Below are 18715 nucleotides of genomic sequence, written 5' to 3'. Positions count from 1 at the left end.
TCGATAAAAATATTATTAGGGACACCAATGAACGATCTCTCGACCCCGAAACTCGCGGCCGTCGCGGACGAGCCGCGCGTGCAGAACAAAGTTCGCTTCGTCACCGCCGCGTCGCTGTTCGACGGCCACGACGCCTCGATCAACATCATGCGCCGCATCCTGCAGTCGAACGGCGTGGAAGTCGTCCACCTCGGCCATAACCGCTCGGTGGACGAAGTGGTCACCGCCGCGCTGGCGGAAGACGTGCAGGGCATCGCCATCTCCAGCTACCAGGGCGGCCACGTCGAATACTTCAAATACATGATCGACCTGCTGCGCCAGCGCGGCGGCGCGCACATCAAAGTATTCGGCGGCGGCGGCGGCGTCATCGTCCCGAGCGAGATCGAAGAACTGCACGACTACGGCGTGACAAAAATCTTCAGCCCCGAAGACGGCCAGCGCATGGGCCTCGTCGGCATGATCCAGTGGATGGTGCAGCAGTGCGACATCGACCTGTCGCAATACTCCCCTACCTCGCTGGCGCCGCTGCGCGACGGCGCCGACGTCGCCGGCCGCCACCGCCCGCTGGCGCAGCTGATCACCGCACTGGAAAACGAAAAAGCCGCGCCAGCGCTGCGCGCCGAACTACTGGCCTCCGCCAAAGACCTGCCGGTGCCGACGCTCGGCATCACCGGCACCGGCGGCGCCGGCAAATCCTCGCTGACCGATGAGCTGATACGCCGCATCCGCCTCGACCAGGGCGACACGCTGAACATCGCCATCATCTCCATCGACCCGTCGCGCCGCAAATCCGGCGGCGCGCTGCTGGGCGACCGCATCCGCATGAACGCCATCAATCCATGGGCCGGACAGTCGCATGTGTTCATGCGCTCCCTGGCCACGCGCGAAGCCGGCTCCGAGATTTCGCAAGCGCTGCCCGACGTTATCGCCGCCTGCAAGGTGGCCGGCTTCGATCTGGTGATCGTCGAAACCTCCGGCATCGGCCAGGGCGATGCCGCCATCGTGCCGCATGTGGACGTGTCGATGTACGTGATGACACCGGAATTCGGCGCCGCATCGCAGCTGGAGAAAATCGACATGCTCGATTTCGCCGACTTCATCGCCATCAACAAGTTTGACCGCAAAGGCGCGCAGGACGCGCTGCGCGACGTCGCCAAGCAGTACCAGCGCAACCGCGAACTGTGGAGCAAGCGCCCGGAAGAAATGCCGGTCTACGGCACGCAGGCGTCGCGCTTCAACGACGACGGCGTCACCGCGCTGTATCAAGGCCTGCTGCCGAAGCTTGCGCAATTCGGCCTGAAGGCGCAGGCCGGCAAGTTGCTGGCGACGGACGTGCACCACTCCAGCGGCAAGCACGTGATCGTGCCGCCGGCCCGCGCGCGCTACCTGGCGGAGATCGCCGACACCGTACGCGGCTACCACCGCTTCACGCGCAAGCAGGTCACGCTGGCGCGCGAACGCCAGCAACTGAGCGAGTCGAAACGCATGCTGGCCATCGCGCACAAAGCGGCAGACTTCGATGACCTGATCGCCGAACGCGATGCGGAGATGGACGGCGGCGCGAAAAAGCTGCTGGCGCAATGGCCCGACATGCAAGCCGCCTACGCCGGCGACGACTACGTGGTGAAGATCCGCGACAAGGAAATCCGCACCCGCCTCGTGCAGCACACGCTGTCCGGCACGCGCATCCGCAAGGTGGCGCTGCCGCGCTACGAAGATCACGGCGAAATCCTGCGCTTCCTGATGCTGGAAAACGTACCGGGCTCCTTCCCCTTCACCGCCGGCGTATTCGCCTTCAAGCGCGAAGGTGAAGATCCAACCCGCATGTTCGCCGGCGAGGGTGACGCCTTCCGCACCAACCGCCGCTTTAAACTGGTCTCCACCGGCATGGATGCCAAGCGCCTGTCCACCGCGTTCGACTCGGTCACTTTGTACGGCGCCGATCCTGCGCTGCGTCCGGACATCTACGGCAAGGTCGGCAACTCGGGCGTCTCCATCGCCACGCTGGACGACATGAAGGTGCTGTACGACGGCTTTAACCTGTGCAGCCCAAGCACCTCGGTGTCGATGACCATCAACGGCCCGGCGCCGACGATCCTGGCGATGTTCATGAACACCGCCATCGACCAGCAGATCGACAAGTTCGTCGAAGAGAACAAACGCCAGCCGAGCGCCGACGAAGCAGCCAAGATCAAGGAATGGGTACTACAAAACGTGCGTGGCACCGTGCAGGCGGACATCCTCAAGGAAGACCAGGGCCAGAACACCTGCATCTTCTCGACCGAATTCTCGCTGAAGGTGATGGGCGATATCCAGGAATACTTCGTCCACCACCAGGTGCGCAACTTCTACTCGGTGTCGATATCTGGCTACCACATCGCCGAAGCGGGCGCGAACCCAATCTCGCAGTTGGCCTTCACACTGTCGAACGGCTTCACGTTTGTGGAAGCCTACCTGGCGCGCGGCATGCACATCGACGACTTCGCACCCAACCTGTCGTTCTTCTTCTCCAACGGCATGGACCCGGAATACACGGTGCTGGGCCGCGTCGCCCGCCGCATTTGGGCGGTGGCGATGCGCGACAAATACGGCGCCAACGACCGCTCGCAAAAACTCAAGTACCACGTGCAGACCTCGGGCCGCTCGCTGCACGCGCAGGAGATCGACTTCAACGACATCCGCACCACGCTGCAAGCGCTGATCGCCATCTACGACAACTGCAACTCGCTGCACACCAACGCCTACGACGAAGCCATCACCACGCCGACCGACGAATCGGTACGCCGCGCGCTGGCGATCCAGTTGATCATCAACCGCGAATGGGGCCTGGCCAAGAACGAGAATCCCAACCAGGGCTCGTTCATCATGGACGAACTGACCGACATGGTGGAAGAAGCGGTGCTACAGGAATTCGAGCGCATCGCCGAACGCGGCGGCGTGCTGGGTGCGATGGAAACCGGCTACCAGCGCGGCAAGATCCAGGAAGAGTCGATGCTGTACGAGCACCAGAAGCACGACGGCACGCTGCCCATCATCGGCGTCAATACCTTCCGCAATCCGAAGAGCGTGGAAGCGCCGGTGCAGATCGAACTGGCCCGCTCCACCGACGACGAAAAGCAATCGCAGCTCAAGCGCCTGGAAGACTTCCACACGCGCTATGCCGCCGAAGCGCCGCAAGCGCTGGCAGCGTTACAGCAAGCCGCCATCGACAACGCTAACGTGTTCGACAAACTGATGGACGCGGTACGCGTCTGCTCCCTCGGCCAGATCACCACCGCGCTGTTCGAAGTCGGCGGCCAGTACCGCCGCAATATGTAATCTGCGGTGAAAACGGCCCGGCGCATTGCCGGGCCGTGACATGCTACGGCAGCTTGCCCGCACCGGCGTTGGCCGGGACGGCCGTCAGCGTTACGGCCGCCGTTTGCAGCGCGTACGCATACGGCGGCGTCCACACACTGGCGGCCGGCGGCAGTGCATAGCCGCATTGGCCATCCACCGCGCTGGTACCCGACTTGTCGCTGGTGAAGATGTGTCCCGATGAGCGGAAGCCGATGAAGTCTTTACCTTTGATGGCCTTGCCGCAGAACTCCGTCACCTTCAGGCCGGTGAAATTATAGTATTGGTTCTCCAGCAGCATATTGGACCGGTAGCGCGCATCGGTGCCGCTTTCGAATTTGACGTCGGTATCCTTGGTCGAGGTGCTGCCGGTGATCAGGTTGTTGAACAGGTGAACCTGGCCATAGCGGTTCAGCGGCAAGCGCGTGGTCGCGCCATTCCACCAGTTGCCGTTGAAGGTGACATGCAGACGGCCCTCGTCACTCCACGCCCGCCCCGAATCGCCATTGCCCACCAGCGTGGTCTTGTGGTGCTTGGCGAAGTAGCTGTTGGCGATGGTGACGTAGTCGCTGCCGCGCACCACATCCAGCGCGCCGTCGTGACGCGTGTCGTAGGTGCCGGTGGCCAGCGAATCCGGCGTATCGCCGTCGCTGATGGTCAGATGGTCAAGGTAGATGTTCTGGCCGCGCGACACCGTCACGCCGTCGGCATAGGCGTTGTCCGAGTCCTCCGGGTTCACGTCCCACGGCGTATCAAGCGCCAGGTTGCGCACGATAACGTTGCGGGTCCAGGTAGGATAGTCCTCGCCATCCTTGCCATCGGCAATCCACTTCTTGAAGTCGGTCTCGGGATCGCCGCCGGCCGTCAACGGCAGTTCGCCACCGATCAGCAGCGCGGTGCCGGTGATGCGCGCCGGCCGTCCCTGCGCGTCGTTGATGCCGACCAGCGTGGTGTTCGACGGCAGCGCGATCGAGCCGCCATACTTCTGGTCCGAATAGCTGGTGTACTCGCGGAACACCGTGTTGTTCTGGCTCCAGCGCAGATCGATATGGCCGATCACGCGGATGATCTTCGGATCGTTGCCGGCTTCATTGATGGCAGCCACCAGTTGCTGGCCGTTGTACACGGTGTAGACGCGGTTGGCGATGGCCGCGCCGCCGCCGGTCACCAGCACCGCGCCTTTGCGCGACTGCGCGTGCCAGCCGCTGGCCGGCGCCGGATCGCGTTCGAAGGTCAGCACGCCGCCGGTGGGATCGGCGGCGGCAAACTGCCATACCGGCAGCTTGGGCGCCGCCGCATAACTGGCCGGATCGTGCAGGCCGTTGACCAGCACCGGCGCCGAGTAGTTGCGGACGCCGTACTGCGCGGTTTGCAAGGGCGTGCTGGCGCCGGTCAACGTCCTGGCGTCAATAGTGGCGGCTTGCGCGGATGAAGCCAGCACGATGCCGGCAACGAGTAGTGGATATTTCATGGTTGTCTCCAATGGTGAAATTCACTGACAGCTCGCGATGATCCGTACCCACGTGAACGTGCCTTGCACGTAGCAATCGAGGAAGTGTTATGCGTGGGACGAATCAACATTCAGGCACCTTGCGTACCTGCCGCCATTGCGAAGAGGGTTGAGGGAACCGAGTTCGCGCTGGTCATCCGTTGGCGGCGCAGACTACTTCCGCCGACGGTGTGTAAATACTAATCCTGTAGAAAAAATAAAGCAACTAGTCGAAATGCGGACCGGCGCCTTGCTGCGCCATCTCGTCATCGGCATTGCGCAGCGGGCAGGCTTTCAGTGACAGGCACCCGCAACCGATGCAGCCATCCAGCTGATCGCGCAACTGCGTCAGCGTCTTGATGCGCTCTTCCAGTTCCTGCTTCCACGCGGCCGACAGACGACGCCAATCGGCGACGGTGGGCGTGCGGCCGGACGGCAGCGCATCCAGTGCGCGCGCAATGTCCGCCAATGGCAGGCCGACCCGTTGCGCGACCTTGATCACGGCCAGCCGCCGCAGCACCGAGCGCGCGTAGCGGCGCTGGTTGCCGCCGGTGCGGACCGAATGAATCAATCCCTTGACTTCATAAAAATGCAGCGCGGAGACAGCGATGCCGGAACGCTCCGCCAGTTCGCCAACACCCAGTTCTTTGGCAACCATCAAATCCCCTTGACCTTAAGTTAAGTTGAGATTTTATAGTGTCCCCACACTGACTGCACAAAGGACATCATGAAATTCATTAACCCAGAAGGTTTGTACGATCCGCGTCCCAATGGTTACAGCCATGTCGTGGTGGCCGATGCGCCGGGGCGCATCATCTACATCGCAGGACAAGGAGGCGAGAACGCGAGTGGCGATTTATCCGAAGACTTTGGCGCGCAAGTCGATCAGGCGCTGCGCAATCTGCACACCGCGCTGGCCGCTGCGGGCGCCGTGCATACCGAGGTAGCCAAGGTGACGGCGTTGATTGTCGATCATAGCGAGGCGCGTCTCGCCATCTTCAGCAAGGCCTTGCGCGCGATGTGGGGCGACCATCCGGCACCGGCTTGCACGCTGATTCCCGTTACGCGACTGGCGCTGGATGGCATGCTGTTCGAAATCGAAGCCGCCGCGATTCAGCAGCAGATTTACTGAGCGTGACAGCGCTCGGCGCGATAAAAATAGAAATTATCGAAGTTGAGGAATTCGGTCGCTGCGACGAAACGGTAGGTAATTTCGCGACGCTGTGCATTGTAGCCGGTCAGGCCGCCGACGTGTTTGGGCAGCTGTTCCTTGTACAGGTCCGCAGGGAACGGCGCCTTGCCGCCGACGGTAATGACCAGCACATCGCCCTCGCGGCGCCAGCTGCTCGGATGATAAAAATCGAAGCCGCCCTTGAACTGCAGGCTGCCGTCCGACTGCAACAGCATGCACATGGTCGGAAACTCGGTACCCGTATTTTCCAGCAGCTGCACTGTGCGCACAGACGGCGTACTCGCACAGCCGCCCAGCAGCAGCAAAATGGAGCCATAAGCCAGAAGAGGTTTCATGCGCAAGCCCGTAGAAGTGGCGATACCGCCACTCTACCCTATCAACTACTGGTGATCGGTGATCCGGCCCACAGTAGCGCCTTCTAACAACACGGGCTGCCACAGTTCGTGCAAGTCGCCGGCGGGGGTACCGTCGACGAGGGACAGCAGCATCTCGACCATGCGCGCGCCAGCCTGACGCGGGTCGGGCTGGTCGATAGTGGTGACGTGGGCGCCGGCTAGCGTGTCGGCCATGCTGCCCCAGACGATGACCGACATCTCCTTGCCGATCTCCACGCCCGCGTCCAGCAATGCGCGCACTGCGCCGACGCCGGATAGATGGTTGTCGACGATGACCGCCGTCGGCCGCGGCGAGCAAGCCAGCAGCTGCTGCATGGCCTGGTAGCCGCTGCGGCGGTCCAGCGTATTGTCGATCAGGTAGCGTGGATCGGCAGACAGGCCGGCCACCGACAGCGCGGTGACAAAACTGTCCTTGCGCTGCCGCGCGAAATTCAATTCCAGCGGCGCGCTGATGAGTGCCACGCGCTGATGGCCCAATCCCAGCAAGCGCTCCATGGCGATGCGCACACCGGCCTCGTTGTCGTAGTCGAACCACGCATACGGCACATTCAACTCCGTGCGGCCATGCGCTACAAATGGGAATTTGGCTTTGCTGAGAAACGCGATACGCTCATCGCGCACCAGCGTGCGGCCCACGACGAGGCCATCGACCCGCCGTCCACGCACAATCTGCTGGTACGACGGCTGCTCGGCCGCCGGCGACACCGGCGCGATGATCAGGTTCTTGTTGACCGCTTCCAGCGCGGCCGACATACCGGCCACCACGTCGAGGAACATCGGATCGCCAAGGTCCGTCGGCAGCAGCGGATAGATGATGCCAAAGACATTGGTGCGCCCCAGCGCCAGCGAACGCGCCATCGGATTCGGCTGGTAGCCGACCTCCTTGGCTGCCTTCAGCACCCGCTCGCGGGTCCGCACATTGACTTCGGGGTAACCGTTTAACGCCCGGCTCACCGTAGTCTTGGACATGCCAAGGTGATTTGCCAGGTGCGCGAGGTTCATAGACTTTTTCTTAATGTTGACCGCTGATTATAGCGGTGGCATCGAACCCACCGCCACCATCATCGACCGCCTTTTTAAAGAAATACAACATCACCAGCACAATCGTGATCGGCACCAGCGTCAGGTAAAACGCAAAGTGACCGCTGAAGTTACCGAACACGTAACCAGTAATCAGCGAACCGGTAGTGCCGCCCAGTGCCGAAAAAATCACCAGCAGGCCAGTCATGGCCGAATGCTGGTTCTTCGGCAAAGAGCTGAGCATGACCGAATTGATGCCGGGGTAGATCGGCGCCATGAACAGCCCAATCAGGGGGAACAGGAAGGTCGCCAGCGGCGCGGTGGCCCAGGTGATGCCTGGATTGGCCACCACATCATGCGTCAACGGCAGCGCCAGCAGCACCGTGGCGCCCATGCCCAGCACACAGCCGTTCATCACCGGATACCAGTTCAATTTGCGCATCAACACCCCGGCCGACAGACGTCCGACAGCCAGGCAGGCGGCAAAGATGCTGGTCACTTCCACGCTCATGGCTGCCGGCAGCTTGAGGATTTCGTTGTTAAACGTCGGCAGCCAGGTACCGATGCTTTGCTCGATCAGCACATACAGGAAGGCGGTGATGATGAACACGCACACCAGTGGTTTGATAAACAGTTTGAGCATCGACGCGAAGTCCTGCGCGATGCCGCGATTTTCAGGCAGCGCCGCCGGCGCTTCGTTAAACGGCGTCGATAGAATCAGCAGGAAGGTCGCCGCACATAGCACCGCCAGCACCCAGTAGGTTTGCAGCCAGCTTTGCGATTGCGGATTGTGCGAGTCGATGAAGTAGCCAAACACCCAGTAGGCGCTCAACACGCCGAGCATGAAGAAACCCTCCAGCAGATTCATGGTGCTGGCGTGCTGCTTGCGGTCGGCGGTGATCAGACCCAAGGTGGAGTACACCGACACCTTCACCAGCGCAAACGACACGCCGACGCAGAAGAACAGCGCCTTGGTGGTGGCAAACGATTGCAGCAGCGGCATGGCCACGCAGGCGAAGGTGACGATGGCGAGACCAATCAGCATGGCCTTCTTGTAGCCCACGCGCGGCAGGAACGACGCTACCAGGAACGACACCACCGCAATCGGCAGATCCTTGAAGCCTTCCAGCACGCTGGCGGCGGACTTGGTTACGCCGTAATTGCTGATCACCTGCAGGATCACCGTGCCCACGCTGTTCAGCAGGATGGCGAAAACAAAGTAGATCAGGAATAGCGCAAATAGTATTTTGTTGTTCTTCATGCTGCTTGTCTCCGGCGTTTTTATTTTAGTAAGCGGCGAGGTTGAATTCTTTGAGACTTGTAATCACCACATCCGCTTCCGTCAGCACGAAGGGATGGCCTATCCCCAGCGCGAACATGCCGGCCGCCTTGATCGCCGTTACGCCGGCCACCGCGTCTTCCACGCCGAGACAATCTGCCGGCGCCACGCCCAGTTCCCGCGCCGCCTTGAGGAAAATCTCCGGGTCCGGCTTGCCGCGTGCGATGGTGGCGGCATCCACCACGTAATCGAATTTATCGGTGATGCCCAGGCGCTCCAGCACCGTAAAGGCGTTCTTGCTGACCGAGGCCAGGCCGATACGCAAACCGGCGCGGCGCACCGTGTCCAGCGCCTCCACCGCGCCAGGCAGCAGATCCTTGGACGACATGGTCGAAATCAGTTCCTGATAGTGCTTGTTCTTGGTGTCCGCCAGCGCCAGCTTTTCTTCCGGCGTGTACTGACGCTGATGCGCGGCCGATGCCAGGATCAGGTCCAGAGATCCCATGCGGTCGATGCCCTTCAAACGCTCATTGAACTCGTGGTCGAAGTGGACGCCCTGCGATTCCGCCAGCTCCTTCCACGCCAGGTAGTGGTAATGGGCGGTATCGGTGATCACGCCATCCAGATCGAATATGACTGCTTTAAAACGGCTCATGCCAAACTCCTCGATTGCTTGGGTTGCGACAGGGTCAGTGCGACCGCCTCGCCGCCATGGGTAAAGTCCAGCACCTCGCCTTGCAGCAGGCGATATTCCACCTGGCCCGGTTGCACATGCACTTCCAGCAGCGCGCCGCGGAAGTGGATCTTGAAGGTGTAGTGCTGCCACTGCTTCGGCAGCTTCGGCGCGAAGTGCAGTGCGCCGCCCACCACCCGCATGCCGGCGAAACCGTAGGCCACGCCCATCCAGGTGCCGGCCATCGCCGCCGTGTGCACGCCGTAGTGCGTGTTGCCGTGCGTGTCGTCCAGATCGAGGCGCGCGGTCTCCATGAAATAGTCGTAGGCCTTGTCTTCATAGCCCACTTCCGCCGCGATGATGCTGAAGATGCAGGTCGACAGCGACGAATCGTGCGTGGTCACCGCTTCGTAGTAATCGAAGTCGCGGCGCTTGTCGTCCAGCGAGAACTGGTCGCTCAGCAGCAGCGCCGCCAGCACCACGTCCGCCTGCTTGCAGACCTGATGGCGGTAGATCACCATCGGGTGGTAATTCAGCAGCAGTGGGTAGTTCTCCTTCGGCGTGTTGGCGAAATCCCACACCTTCTTCGACAGGAAGCTATCATCCTGCGCGTGGATTTGCAGTGCGTCGTCGTACGGAAGATTCATCAGCGACGCGGCGCGGCGCCAGGCGGCCGGCTCGTTCGCATCCAAGGCCATGGCGGCGGCGATGCGCGCGAATTCGGCCGGCGCCTCCACCTGCAACTGCTCGGCGATGGACGCCGCAAAGTTCAGGTGCATCTGCGCCATCGCGTTGGTGTAGTAGTTGTTGTTGACCAGCGCCGTATATTCGTCCGGTCCCGTCACCTGGTTGATGCAGAAGCGGCCCTCGCGATCATACGAACCGATGCCGGTCCAGATGCGCGCCGTCTCCATCACGATCTCGGCGCCGGCCTGGATCAGGTAGTCCTGATCGTTGGTCGCTTCCATATAGGTCTTGATCGAGTAGGCGATATCGGCGTTGATGTGATACTGCGCGGTGCCGGCAGGGAAGTAGGCCGAGCACTCTTCTCCGGCGATGGTGCGCCACGGGTACAGCGCACCTTTGTCATGCGACATCTGACGCGCGCGCTCACGCGCTTTCGGCAGGCCGGCGTAGCGGTACTCCAGCAGCTTGCGCGCAATCTCCGGCTTGGAATACAGGAAGAACGGGAAGATGTAGATTTCCGTGTCCCAGAAATAGTGGCCTTCGTAGCCCTCGCCGGTCACGCCCTTGGCGGAGATATTGGTCTTGCCGTCGCGGCCCACCGATTGCAGCAGGTGGAACTGGTTGAAGTGCATGCCTTGCTGGAGCGCGTCGTCGCCGGCGATCTGCACGTCGGCCTGCTGCCAGAAGTCGGCCAGGTACTGCTCCTGCGCCAGGCGCAGCGCGTCGAAGCCTGCGGCGGCGGCGCTGGACAGCGTGTCCTTGCTGCGCCACATCAGCTCTTTGGCATCGTAGTCGCGCGACGAGTAGTAGCTGCCGTACTTGGTCAGCGTGACCGTCTGACCGGCGCGCGCCGCCAACGTCCAGCTTTGCGTCAGGCGCTGGCCTTCCTGCGCGGTCACTGCCGGCAGGCCGGCGCTCAGCACCGACTCGGTGGCGCTGATCAGCGTGAAGCCGCTGTTATGGGTCTTCTGCACCAGCGCCGCGAAACTGTCCGACTGCTCGCTGTCGATCATGTGCAGCGTCGGACCGGAAATCGCCGAGCCCACGCGCGGATCGTCGCCTGCCTCCAGGTTTTTCACCGCGCCGTCCAGCGCGGACACCAGGCGCAGATTATCGATGTCGGTCAACGGCGTCACTTCCAGTTCAATCGCAAACAGGTGCTTGTTCTCGAAGCTGACCATGCGGCGGCTGCGCACGCGCACGCTGCGGCCTTGCGGCGAAGTCCACTCCACCACGCGGGTCAGCAGGCCGGTACGGAAATCCAGCACGCGATCGTAGCTCTGCACGGAGCCGGTCAGCAGGTCGAAACGCTCGCCGTCCAGCCACAGCTCGATGCCTTTCGCGTTCGGCACGTTCAGCATGAACTGGTTGACCTTGGCCAGGCCATACGCCGCCTCCGGATAAACGATCGGCTCCGATTCGTAGAAGCCGTTGAGGTAAGTGCCATCCAGCGAAGTGCCGGCCGGACCGCTGTAGCCCTCTTCGCCGGTGCCGCGCAGGCCGATGTAGCCATTCCCCAGCGCGAACAGCGTCTCATCGAGGAAGTGGGAGCCGGTATCAAAGCTGGTCTCGCGGATGCACCAGGCTTCAAGAGGATAAGTGTGTTCTTGCACAGCGAATTCCTTAGAAAAGCGATTCAAAGCGGTTTGAATTTCAAAATACGCCGTTTTTTGGAGTGTTTTTGGCGATTTCGGGAAAACTAGGTTTGCCGCACCATCAGCGTGGTCGGCAGCATTTCAGAAGCGACCGGGTGGCCTTCGATCAGGCCCAACATCTTTTTGGCCAACAACACGCCGCCGTCGCGCAGATACTGGTGCACGCTGGTCAGCGGCGGCACGAAACTGGCCGCGCCGGGCGTATCGTCGTAACCGATGACGGAGACATTCTCCGGCACCCGCAAATTCTTCTCGGCCAGCGCGCGGATCGCGCCCATGGCCAGCAAGTCACTGGCGGCAAACACGCCGTCGAACGACGCGCCCTTCTTCTTCAGCAGCGCGGAAATGCTGTCGAAGCCCGCCTCGAAGGTGAACGCCTTCGGGCGGATGATGTGCACCATGGCCGCGCCGCCCATGGCGTCGATAAAGCCGGCACAGCGTTCCTGCACCTCGGCGTGGTCGACATCGCCCAGGAACACCAGCTTCTGCCGGCCCTGCGCGATGAAGCGCTCGGCCGCGCTGATGCCGCCCTTGCGGTTGTCCGAGCCGACCACGACGTAGTCGCTACCCGGCTGCGGCGCGCCCCACACCACCAGCGGCATGCCGGTCTGCTGCACCGTGCGCACTGCCTCGCCGTGCGACCCCTGGCCCAGCAGGATCAGGCCGTCGGCGCCCATCACTGGCGCCGTGTTCATCAGCTGCTTGGATGTTAAAACAACACTGTAGCCGGCCGTGGTCAGCTCCTGCGTAATGCCGCCCAACAGCTCCAGGGGATACGGATCGGACATCGGCCGGCCGCGCACGGGTGTCATTTCTACAACAACTGCCACCGAATAACTGCGGCCCATGCGCAGGTTGCGCGCACTGACGTTCAGGCGATAGCCCTGCTGCTCGGCCAGCGCGCGGATCTTTTCGCGCGTCTCGACCGTCACCAGCGGACTGTCGCGCAACGCCCGCGACACCGTGATCTTGGACACGCCGGCCAGCTTGGCCAGGTCTTCCATCGTCAGCGTGGTGGTGACAGTCTTCTTTGCGGGCATCGTTGTTATAGGTATAAAAAGCAGGAGTGCGGACGCATTATGACAGAAAAATTTCGTTTGTCGCGAAAAATGACATCGATAACATTTCAATTGACATCGATAACATTTCTTGTTTCAATGGCTAAATCGGCGATGGCGGAACGCTGTCTCCGGAGACGACACATCCTATAAGAAAGAAGAGACACGATGAAAAACCCGTTCCTGCCATCGGCCATTGCGGCCGCCGTCCTCATCCTGGTCAACCAGAGCGCCCAGGCCCAGACTGCCGAAGCGACTGCCCCTGAGCCGTCCAAAGAAGTTTCCAAGGAAATCCAGCAAGTGGTCGTCACCGGCGTCGCCTCGGCGCGCGGCGTGCGCAAGGTCGACTCGGCCTTCTCCATCACCACCGCCAACGAAGAGCAGCTGAAACAGGCCGCTCCGAGCAGCACCGCCGACATCATGAAAATCGTGCCGGGCGTGTATGCCGAGTCGACCGGCGGCCAGTCCGGCGCCAACATCGAGGTGCGCGGCTTCCCGTCCGGTTCCGACTCGCCGTTCGTGTCGGTGCAAATGATGGGCAACCCGATCTTCCCGCCACCGACCTTGTCGTTCTTTGAAGGCTCGTCGGCCTTCCGCCTGGACGACACCGTCGAGCGCGTGGAAGTACTGCGCGGCGGCCCGTCGACCATCTGGTCCAATGGCCAGCCGGGCGCCACCATGAACTTCATCCTGAAGGAAGGCACCGACACGCCGGAAGGCACGGTGCGCTTCACCACCGGCACCGGCAGCCTGCGCCGCGTCGACATGTACTACGGCGGCAAGATCAGCGATGGCTGGTACGGCTCGGTTGGCGGCTTCTACCGCAAGACCGACGGCGTGCGCGACGCCGGCTTCCCGGCCGACGACGGCCACCAGATCACCGCCACGCTGACCCGCAACCTCGACCAGGGCAAGCTGACCCTGTATGCGCGCAGCACCGACGACAAGAACGCCTTCTACACCGGCGTGCCGCTGATCTCCAGCAACAACGGCCGTACCATCAGCGCCTTCCCCGGCTTCGATCCGCTGACCGGCACGCTGATGAGCGGCGAAATGCGCAACTTCACCATCGAAGCCGCGCCCGGCAAGACGCTGACCAAGGACCTGGGCGACGGCCGCGGCCTGAAAGCCACCGTGTTCGGCGCCAACTTCGACCAGAAGATCGGCGACTGGAGCGTATCGAACAAGTTCAACCGCTTTGACGGCGACCTCAACACCATCGCCATGTTCACCGGGAACAACCCACTGTCGATGAGCGACTACATCAGCCAGGCGATCGCCTCGGCCAACAGCAACGCCGCAGTAGTGGCGGCGGCCGGCGGCGTGGCAACCTCGGGCACGGCATCGTACGTCCACGGCGGCGCGGTGGCCGGCAACCAGCAGGTGGTGCAAGCCGGTCTGTGGGCGGTGGAGAAGCAGCTGAAATCGTTCACCGACGAACTGCACGTCAGCAAGGAACTCTTCAAGGGCAACACCCTGACCGTGGGCGGCTACTTTGCCGATTACTCGTCGCATGACGTCTGGTACCTGGGTAACAGCCACCTGATGACGGCCCAGTCGCAAGCCAGCCTGATCAACGTCACCCTGAACAACGGCGTGGTCGTGTCGAAAAACGGCACCGACGGCCCGGTCAACTTTGCACCGGTAGCCTCGTACGACGGCCGCAACACGGCTGGTTTCGTCTCGGACGAATGGCAGATCAACGACAAGATCAAGGTCGATGCCGGCGTCCGTCACGAGCAGCAGAAGATCAGCGGCACCATATCCAACCTGAGCTCGGGCGATACCGACGGCAACCTGCTGACCGTGTACAACAACGGCACCTCGATGCCGAACGGTTCCAACACCTACCTGAGCCGCACCGACAGCGCCAACTCCTTCACGCTGGGCGGCAACTACAAGCTGGCGGCCAACAGCTCGGTGTTCGTGCGCGCCAACCGCGGCCACACCTTCGTATCGTTTGACGATATCCGTGGCGCCGGCACGCAAGCGGCCGCCAACGACCGCAGCGTGCTGCCAACGCCGAAAGTCAGCCAGTACGAAATCGGCTTCAAGACGGCAACGCAGCTGTACACCGCGTATATCAACGCCTTCCACACCGATTTTGACGGTATCGCGTTCACCCAGATCCTGACCGACGGCACCGAGCTGCACCGCATCAGCGGCTCCAAAGGCAATGGCGTGGAATTTGAAGTGGCGGTGCGCCCGATTGAAAACCTGCAACTGTCGCTGACGGGCGATTACCAGAAGTCCGAGTACAAGGACAATCCGGACACCGCCGGCAAAGTCGTGCAGCGCCAGCCGAAGCTGCAGTTCCGCTTCACGCCGACCTACCGCATTCCTTTCGGCGACGGCAACTCGGCCAAGCTGTATGCGACTTACACCTCGATCGGCGAGCGCTGGGCGGATCAGCTGAATACGCAATACCTGCCGTCCTACCGCACCATCGACGCTGGCGTGCTGTTCTCGCTGGGTGAAAAAATCGAAGTGCGCCTGGCTGGCACCAACCTCAACAACGAGCTGGGCCTGACTGAAGGCAACTCGCGCCTGACCACCGGCGGCAGCGGCCCGATTAACGCGCGTCCACTGTTCGGCCGCACCTGGGAAGCGTCGCTGCTGTACCGCTTCTAATCAGGTAATGTCCCTCTTCAGGCAAGGCGCTGTTGGCCTTGCCTTTTTTATTTTCATGGTCTAATCTACAAGAAACGTGTCCGTATTCTGCATAAGCGAAAAGAAACGTGGCCTCACTGTCCTCCATCAACGCGCTGCAAGCATCGGTTGTCCAGGCTGAAAGGCAGGTACAGCGTGATCAGGTGCGCGTGAGCGAAGACGCCGACCGGCTGGATGCCAGCCGCGATCAACTCAACAAGGACAAGCAGACGCTGTCCGACAACCAACGCGACAGCAACCAGGCTACGCAAGCAACGCAAAAGCCGCTGCCCACCGTCAATCTCACCAGTGCCATCGAAAACCCGCAGCGTGCCGAACAGCAGCTGCCGGCGGATCTGGTCGCACCCAAGCCTCAGGTCAATACGCTGGGGCAGACTATCGGCAAGTTCATCAACGTTACCGCCTGATCAGGCGCGCGCGGCCTCGAGCGCGGCTTCCTGTTGCGCCAGCGGTTCCCACCATTTGGTTTCCGCGTGCGGCTGGAGGATATCCAGCGGCAAACCGATTTCCGGCGTGGCGATCGGCAGGCGGCGCTCTTCGGCCAGCTGGGTAATGCGGTCGAACGGATCGTGCCACGCATGCAGCGACAGGTCGAAGGTGCCGTTATGAATCGGCAGCAGCACCTTGCCCTGCAAATCGATGTGCGCCTGCAAAGATTCCTCCGGCTGCATGTGCACGTCCGGCCATTGCGGATCGTAGGCGCCGGTTTCCACCATGGTCAGGTCGAACGGGCCGTAGCGGCGGCCGATTTCCTTAAAGCCGTCGAAATAGCCGCTATCGCCGCTGAAAAAGATCCGAACATCGCGGTCTTCGATCACAAACGACGCCCACAAAGTCTTGTTGCGGTCGCCCAGACCACGGCCGGAGAAATGCTGTGCCGGCGTCGCCACCAGCTTCAGGCCGGCGACGTAGGTGCTCTGCCACCAGCTCAGCTGCTGCACCTTCTTGGCAGGAATGCCCCACGAGATCAAACGGTCGCCCACGCCCAGCGTGGTGATGAAATGCTCGGTCTTGCCGGCCAGCTTTTTTACCGCCGCATAGTCCAGATGGTCGTAATGGTCATGCGACAAAATCACGCCCTTGATCGGCGGCAGGTCGTCAATGCTGATCGGCGGCTGGTGGAAGCGCTGCGGCCCGGCCCATTGCACCGGCGACGCGCGCTCGGAAAACACTGGGTCGGTCAGCCAGAAATTGCCATTAAGCTTGAGCAGCACCGTCGAGTGACCGAGACGGAACAGGCTGCGATCCGGAGCAGCCAATAATTGCTGCTGCGTGATCGCGTGAACGGGAATCGGGAGGGTGGGTACCGTGTCTTTCGGCTTGTCGAAAGCAAAGCGCAACATGATGCCCAGCGATTTGAAGAAGCCCATCTTGTGCATCTTGACCGGATTGCGGAAACGGCCGTTGCGCGCGCGCGGCGCACTCGGCACGGACAGGTTGTCCAGGCTATCTGCGGTCGATGGAAAAGTCATGATGGCACTCCTGCGAATTAAAATGTACACTACACAGTGTAGTTCCGATTTTTTGAAAAGTAAACTAGCCGGTGTAAAATAAAGCCATGAACGCGCCCCTCAAACTTACCGACCGCAAACGCCAGGCGATTGTCGATGCCGCTATCGGCGAGTTCCGCTCGACCGGCTTCGAATCCACCAGCATGGACAAGATCGCCGCCTCGGCCGGGGTCTCCAAGCGCACTGTTTACAACCACTTCCCCAGTAAAGACGAACTGTTCGCGCAAATATTGCATGAGTTATGGACCAGTATTGCGTCGATGCCGCCACCGCCCTACGACCCGGCGCAGCCGCTGCGCGCGCAATTGCTGGATTTGCTGAGCAAGAAGATGGCCGGGCTGCAAGATGGCTACTTCCTCGACTTGGCGCGGGTGGCGATAGCCGAAGCCATCCACTCGCCCGAGCGGGCGCAGGAAATGGTGGCGCGGCTGAGCGTGAAGGAAGAAGCCGTCACCGCCTGGCTGCGCGCCGCCCAGGCCGACGGCAAGCTGACCCGCGCCGATCCGGTGCTGGCCTCGCAAATGTTGCAGGGGAATTTGAAAACCTTCGCCTTCTGGCCGCAAGTCACGCTGAACCAGCCGCCATTGGACGAGAAAACGCAACGCCAGGTGGTCGAAACCACGGTCGAGATGTTTTTAGCCTATGCCGGCTGAAGACTAGGCAAACGCCACCGAATAAATCGGCGGCAGATGGGTGGAAATCGTCTGCCACTGCCCGCCGCCGTCTTCCGACACCCAGGCGCCGCCGGTGGTCGAACCCATCAGTAGAATCTGGCCGTCGTCGCTGACCGCCAGCCCATGCCGGTACACCAGATCATAGCAATGCTCATGTGGCAGCCCGCCGCGCCAGGCGGTGAAGTGCCGGCCGCCATCCATGGTGCGGGTGACCGCCAGCGAACCTTGCGGCGGAATCCGCTTGCTGTCCGCTTCGGCCGGCACAAACCACGCCGTCTCCCCGTCGCGCGGATGCACGGCAGTGGCGAAACCGAAATTCGACACCGGCGCCGCCGGCCTCACCTCGGTCCACAGCGCGCCATTGTCGATGCTGCGCCAGATGCCGTTGTGATGCTGGCACCACAGCTTGTCCGGCTCGCCCGCGCAGCGCACGATGCGATGCGGGTCCTGAATCGCCTGCGACTCCTGCAACGCCGGCGGCATGTAACTGGCCACCATGCCCCTGGCGCGCAGCGACCAGCTGGCGCCGCCATCCTCGGTCAGCCAGGCGCCGCCGCAAGACACGCCCACCAGCACCGACTGGCTATCGCGCGGATCGACGCAGATGCTGTGGATGCCCGGCACATCGTAGCCGCCGCCCATCCACTGCACGCGCTCCGGCACGTTCCACAAACCATCCACCAACTGCCAGCTATCGCCGCGATCCTCCGAGCGGAACAGGCCGCCCGGCAAGGTACCGGCCCATAGCACCCCCGGCTGGTCCGGCCCGCCCGCCGCCAGCGACCAGATCATGCGCACCTTCCACTCGACCGGATCGCTGCTGCCGGCCGGCTTTTCCGGAAACGCCGGCGCCGCCACCTCAACCCAGTCCGCGCTGCCGGCATCGCGCCGGTGCAGCTTGGCGCCAAAGTGGCCCAGGTGCAGCGCCGCGTACAGCGTGCCGTCACGCCGGTCCGGCAGCACCATCGACACCGGATCGCCGAGGAAATGCTGCCGGTCCAGCCGCCACGCCTCGTGCGTGCGGTAGGCTTCAAACAGGCCCTTGCGGGTGGCGATGTAGGCACGGTCGGACATGG

Annotated in this window: 15 protein-coding genes; 5 read left to right on the top strand and 10 right to left on the bottom strand. The window is 62.1% G+C overall.

Annotated features, from left to right (window positions below):
• Positions 1 to 27 precede the first annotated feature (27 nt).
• Positions 28 to 3318 carry a fused isobutyryl-CoA mutase/GTPase IcmF gene (icmF, locus tag HH213_RS12195; RefSeq protein WP_169112419.1) on the top strand — a complete coding sequence of 1097 codons (3291 nt, stop codon included), beginning with the start codon at positions 28 to 30 and terminating at the stop codon, positions 3316 to 3318.
• A 43-nt stretch (positions 3319 to 3361) separates the two neighbouring features.
• Here the strand turns inward: icmF and HH213_RS12190 are convergent, their stop codons facing one another.
• Positions 3362 to 4807 carry a pectate lyase family protein gene (locus HH213_RS12190; RefSeq protein WP_169112418.1) on the bottom strand — a complete coding sequence of 482 codons (1446 nt, stop codon included), beginning with the start codon at positions 4805 to 4807 and terminating at the stop codon, positions 3362 to 3364.
• Positions 4808 to 5051: 244 nt separating this feature from the next.
• Positions 5052 to 5483: a redox-sensitive transcriptional activator SoxR gene (gene soxR / locus HH213_RS12185; protein ID WP_169112417.1), complete on the bottom strand. Its 432-nt coding sequence runs from the start codon at positions 5481 to 5483 to the stop codon at positions 5052 to 5054.
• A 69-nt stretch (positions 5484 to 5552) separates the two neighbouring features.
• Between soxR and HH213_RS12180 the strand changes: the two genes are divergently transcribed.
• Positions 5553 to 5957 carry a RidA family protein gene (locus HH213_RS12180; protein ID WP_169112416.1) on the top strand — a complete coding sequence of 135 codons (405 nt, stop codon included), beginning with the start codon at positions 5553 to 5555 and terminating at the stop codon, positions 5955 to 5957.
• Here the strand turns inward: HH213_RS12180 and HH213_RS12175 are convergent.
• The 6 genes from HH213_RS12175 to HH213_RS12150 all read right to left on the bottom strand — a co-directional run bounded on the left by HH213_RS12175 (position 5951) and on the right by HH213_RS12150 (position 12766).
• Positions 5951 to 6352, bottom strand: coding sequence for a hypothetical protein (locus tag HH213_RS12175; protein ID WP_169112415.1), 402 nt, complete (start codon positions 6350 to 6352; stop codon positions 5951 to 5953). The genes HH213_RS12180 and HH213_RS12175 overlap by 7 nt on opposite strands.
• Positions 6353 to 6397: 45 nt before the next feature.
• Positions 6398 to 7414 carry a substrate-binding domain-containing protein gene (locus HH213_RS12170; RefSeq protein ID WP_169112414.1) on the bottom strand — a complete coding sequence of 339 codons (1017 nt, stop codon included), beginning with the start codon at positions 7412 to 7414 and terminating at the stop codon, positions 6398 to 6400.
• Positions 7415 to 7424: 10 nt separating this feature from the next.
• A complete protein-coding gene (locus HH213_RS12165; protein WP_169112413.1) occupies positions 7425 to 8693 on the bottom strand; it encodes an MFS transporter in 1269 nt (422 codons plus the stop codon).
• Positions 8694 to 8718: 25 nt separating this feature from the next.
• Positions 8719 to 9366: a beta-phosphoglucomutase gene (gene pgmB, locus HH213_RS12160; protein ID WP_169112412.1), complete on the bottom strand. Its 648-nt coding sequence runs from the start codon at positions 9364 to 9366 to the stop codon at positions 8719 to 8721.
• Entirely contained in the window at positions 9363 to 11684 is a 2322-nt protein-coding gene (locus HH213_RS12155) for a glycoside hydrolase family 65 protein (protein WP_229263406.1), read from the bottom strand. Before HH213_RS12155 ends, pgmB begins: the two co-directional genes overlap by 4 nt.
• 86 nt (positions 11685 to 11770) lie before the next feature.
• Positions 11771 to 12766: a LacI family DNA-binding transcriptional regulator gene (locus tag HH213_RS12150; protein WP_110846207.1), complete on the bottom strand. Its 996-nt coding sequence runs from the start codon at positions 12764 to 12766 to the stop codon at positions 11771 to 11773.
• A gap of 186 nt (positions 12767 to 12952) precedes the next feature.
• Here HH213_RS12150 and HH213_RS12145 point away from each other — a divergent pair, with 186 nt between their 5' ends.
• Together HH213_RS12145 and HH213_RS12140 are read left to right on the top strand one after the other, a co-directional pair.
• Positions 12953 to 15415, top strand: coding sequence for a TonB-dependent receptor (locus tag HH213_RS12145; RefSeq protein WP_169112410.1), 2463 nt, complete (start codon positions 12953 to 12955; stop codon positions 15413 to 15415).
• 107 nt (positions 15416 to 15522) lie between these two features.
• The gene (locus HH213_RS12140; RefSeq protein WP_110846205.1) at positions 15523 to 15861 is read left to right on the top strand and encodes a hypothetical protein; all 339 of its coding nucleotides are present in this window, start codon (positions 15523 to 15525) and stop codon (positions 15859 to 15861) included.
• Here HH213_RS12140 and HH213_RS12135 read toward each other — a convergent pair whose 3' ends face one another.
• Entirely contained in the window at positions 15862 to 16926 is a 1065-nt protein-coding gene (locus tag HH213_RS12135; RefSeq protein ID WP_169112409.1) for an MBL fold metallo-hydrolase, read from the bottom strand.
• Positions 16927 to 17012: 86 nt separating this feature from the next.
• Here HH213_RS12135 and HH213_RS12130 point away from each other — a divergent pair, with 86 nt between their 5' ends.
• On the top strand, positions 17013 to 17618 hold the full coding sequence (locus HH213_RS12130) for a TetR/AcrR family transcriptional regulator (RefSeq protein WP_169112408.1): 606 nt from the start codon (positions 17013 to 17015) through the stop codon (positions 17616 to 17618).
• A gap of 3 nt (positions 17619 to 17621) precedes the next feature.
• On the opposite strand, the gene HH213_RS12125 is transcribed toward HH213_RS12130, so the two are convergent.
• Positions 17622 to 18713 carry a WD40/YVTN/BNR-like repeat-containing protein gene (locus tag HH213_RS12125; RefSeq protein ID WP_169112407.1) on the bottom strand — a complete coding sequence of 364 codons (1092 nt, stop codon included), beginning with the start codon at positions 18711 to 18713 and terminating at the stop codon, positions 17622 to 17624.
• Between the last annotated feature and the right edge of the window lie 2 nt (positions 18714 to 18715).

It is taken from the genome of Duganella dendranthematis (assembly GCF_012849375.1).
GTDB classification, from domain to species: domain Bacteria; phylum Pseudomonadota; class Gammaproteobacteria; order Burkholderiales; family Burkholderiaceae_D; genus Rugamonas; species Rugamonas dendranthematis.
The sequence above is the reverse complement of the archived record's forward strand: the minus strand, read 5'-3'. Positions and strand labels throughout refer to the sequence as shown.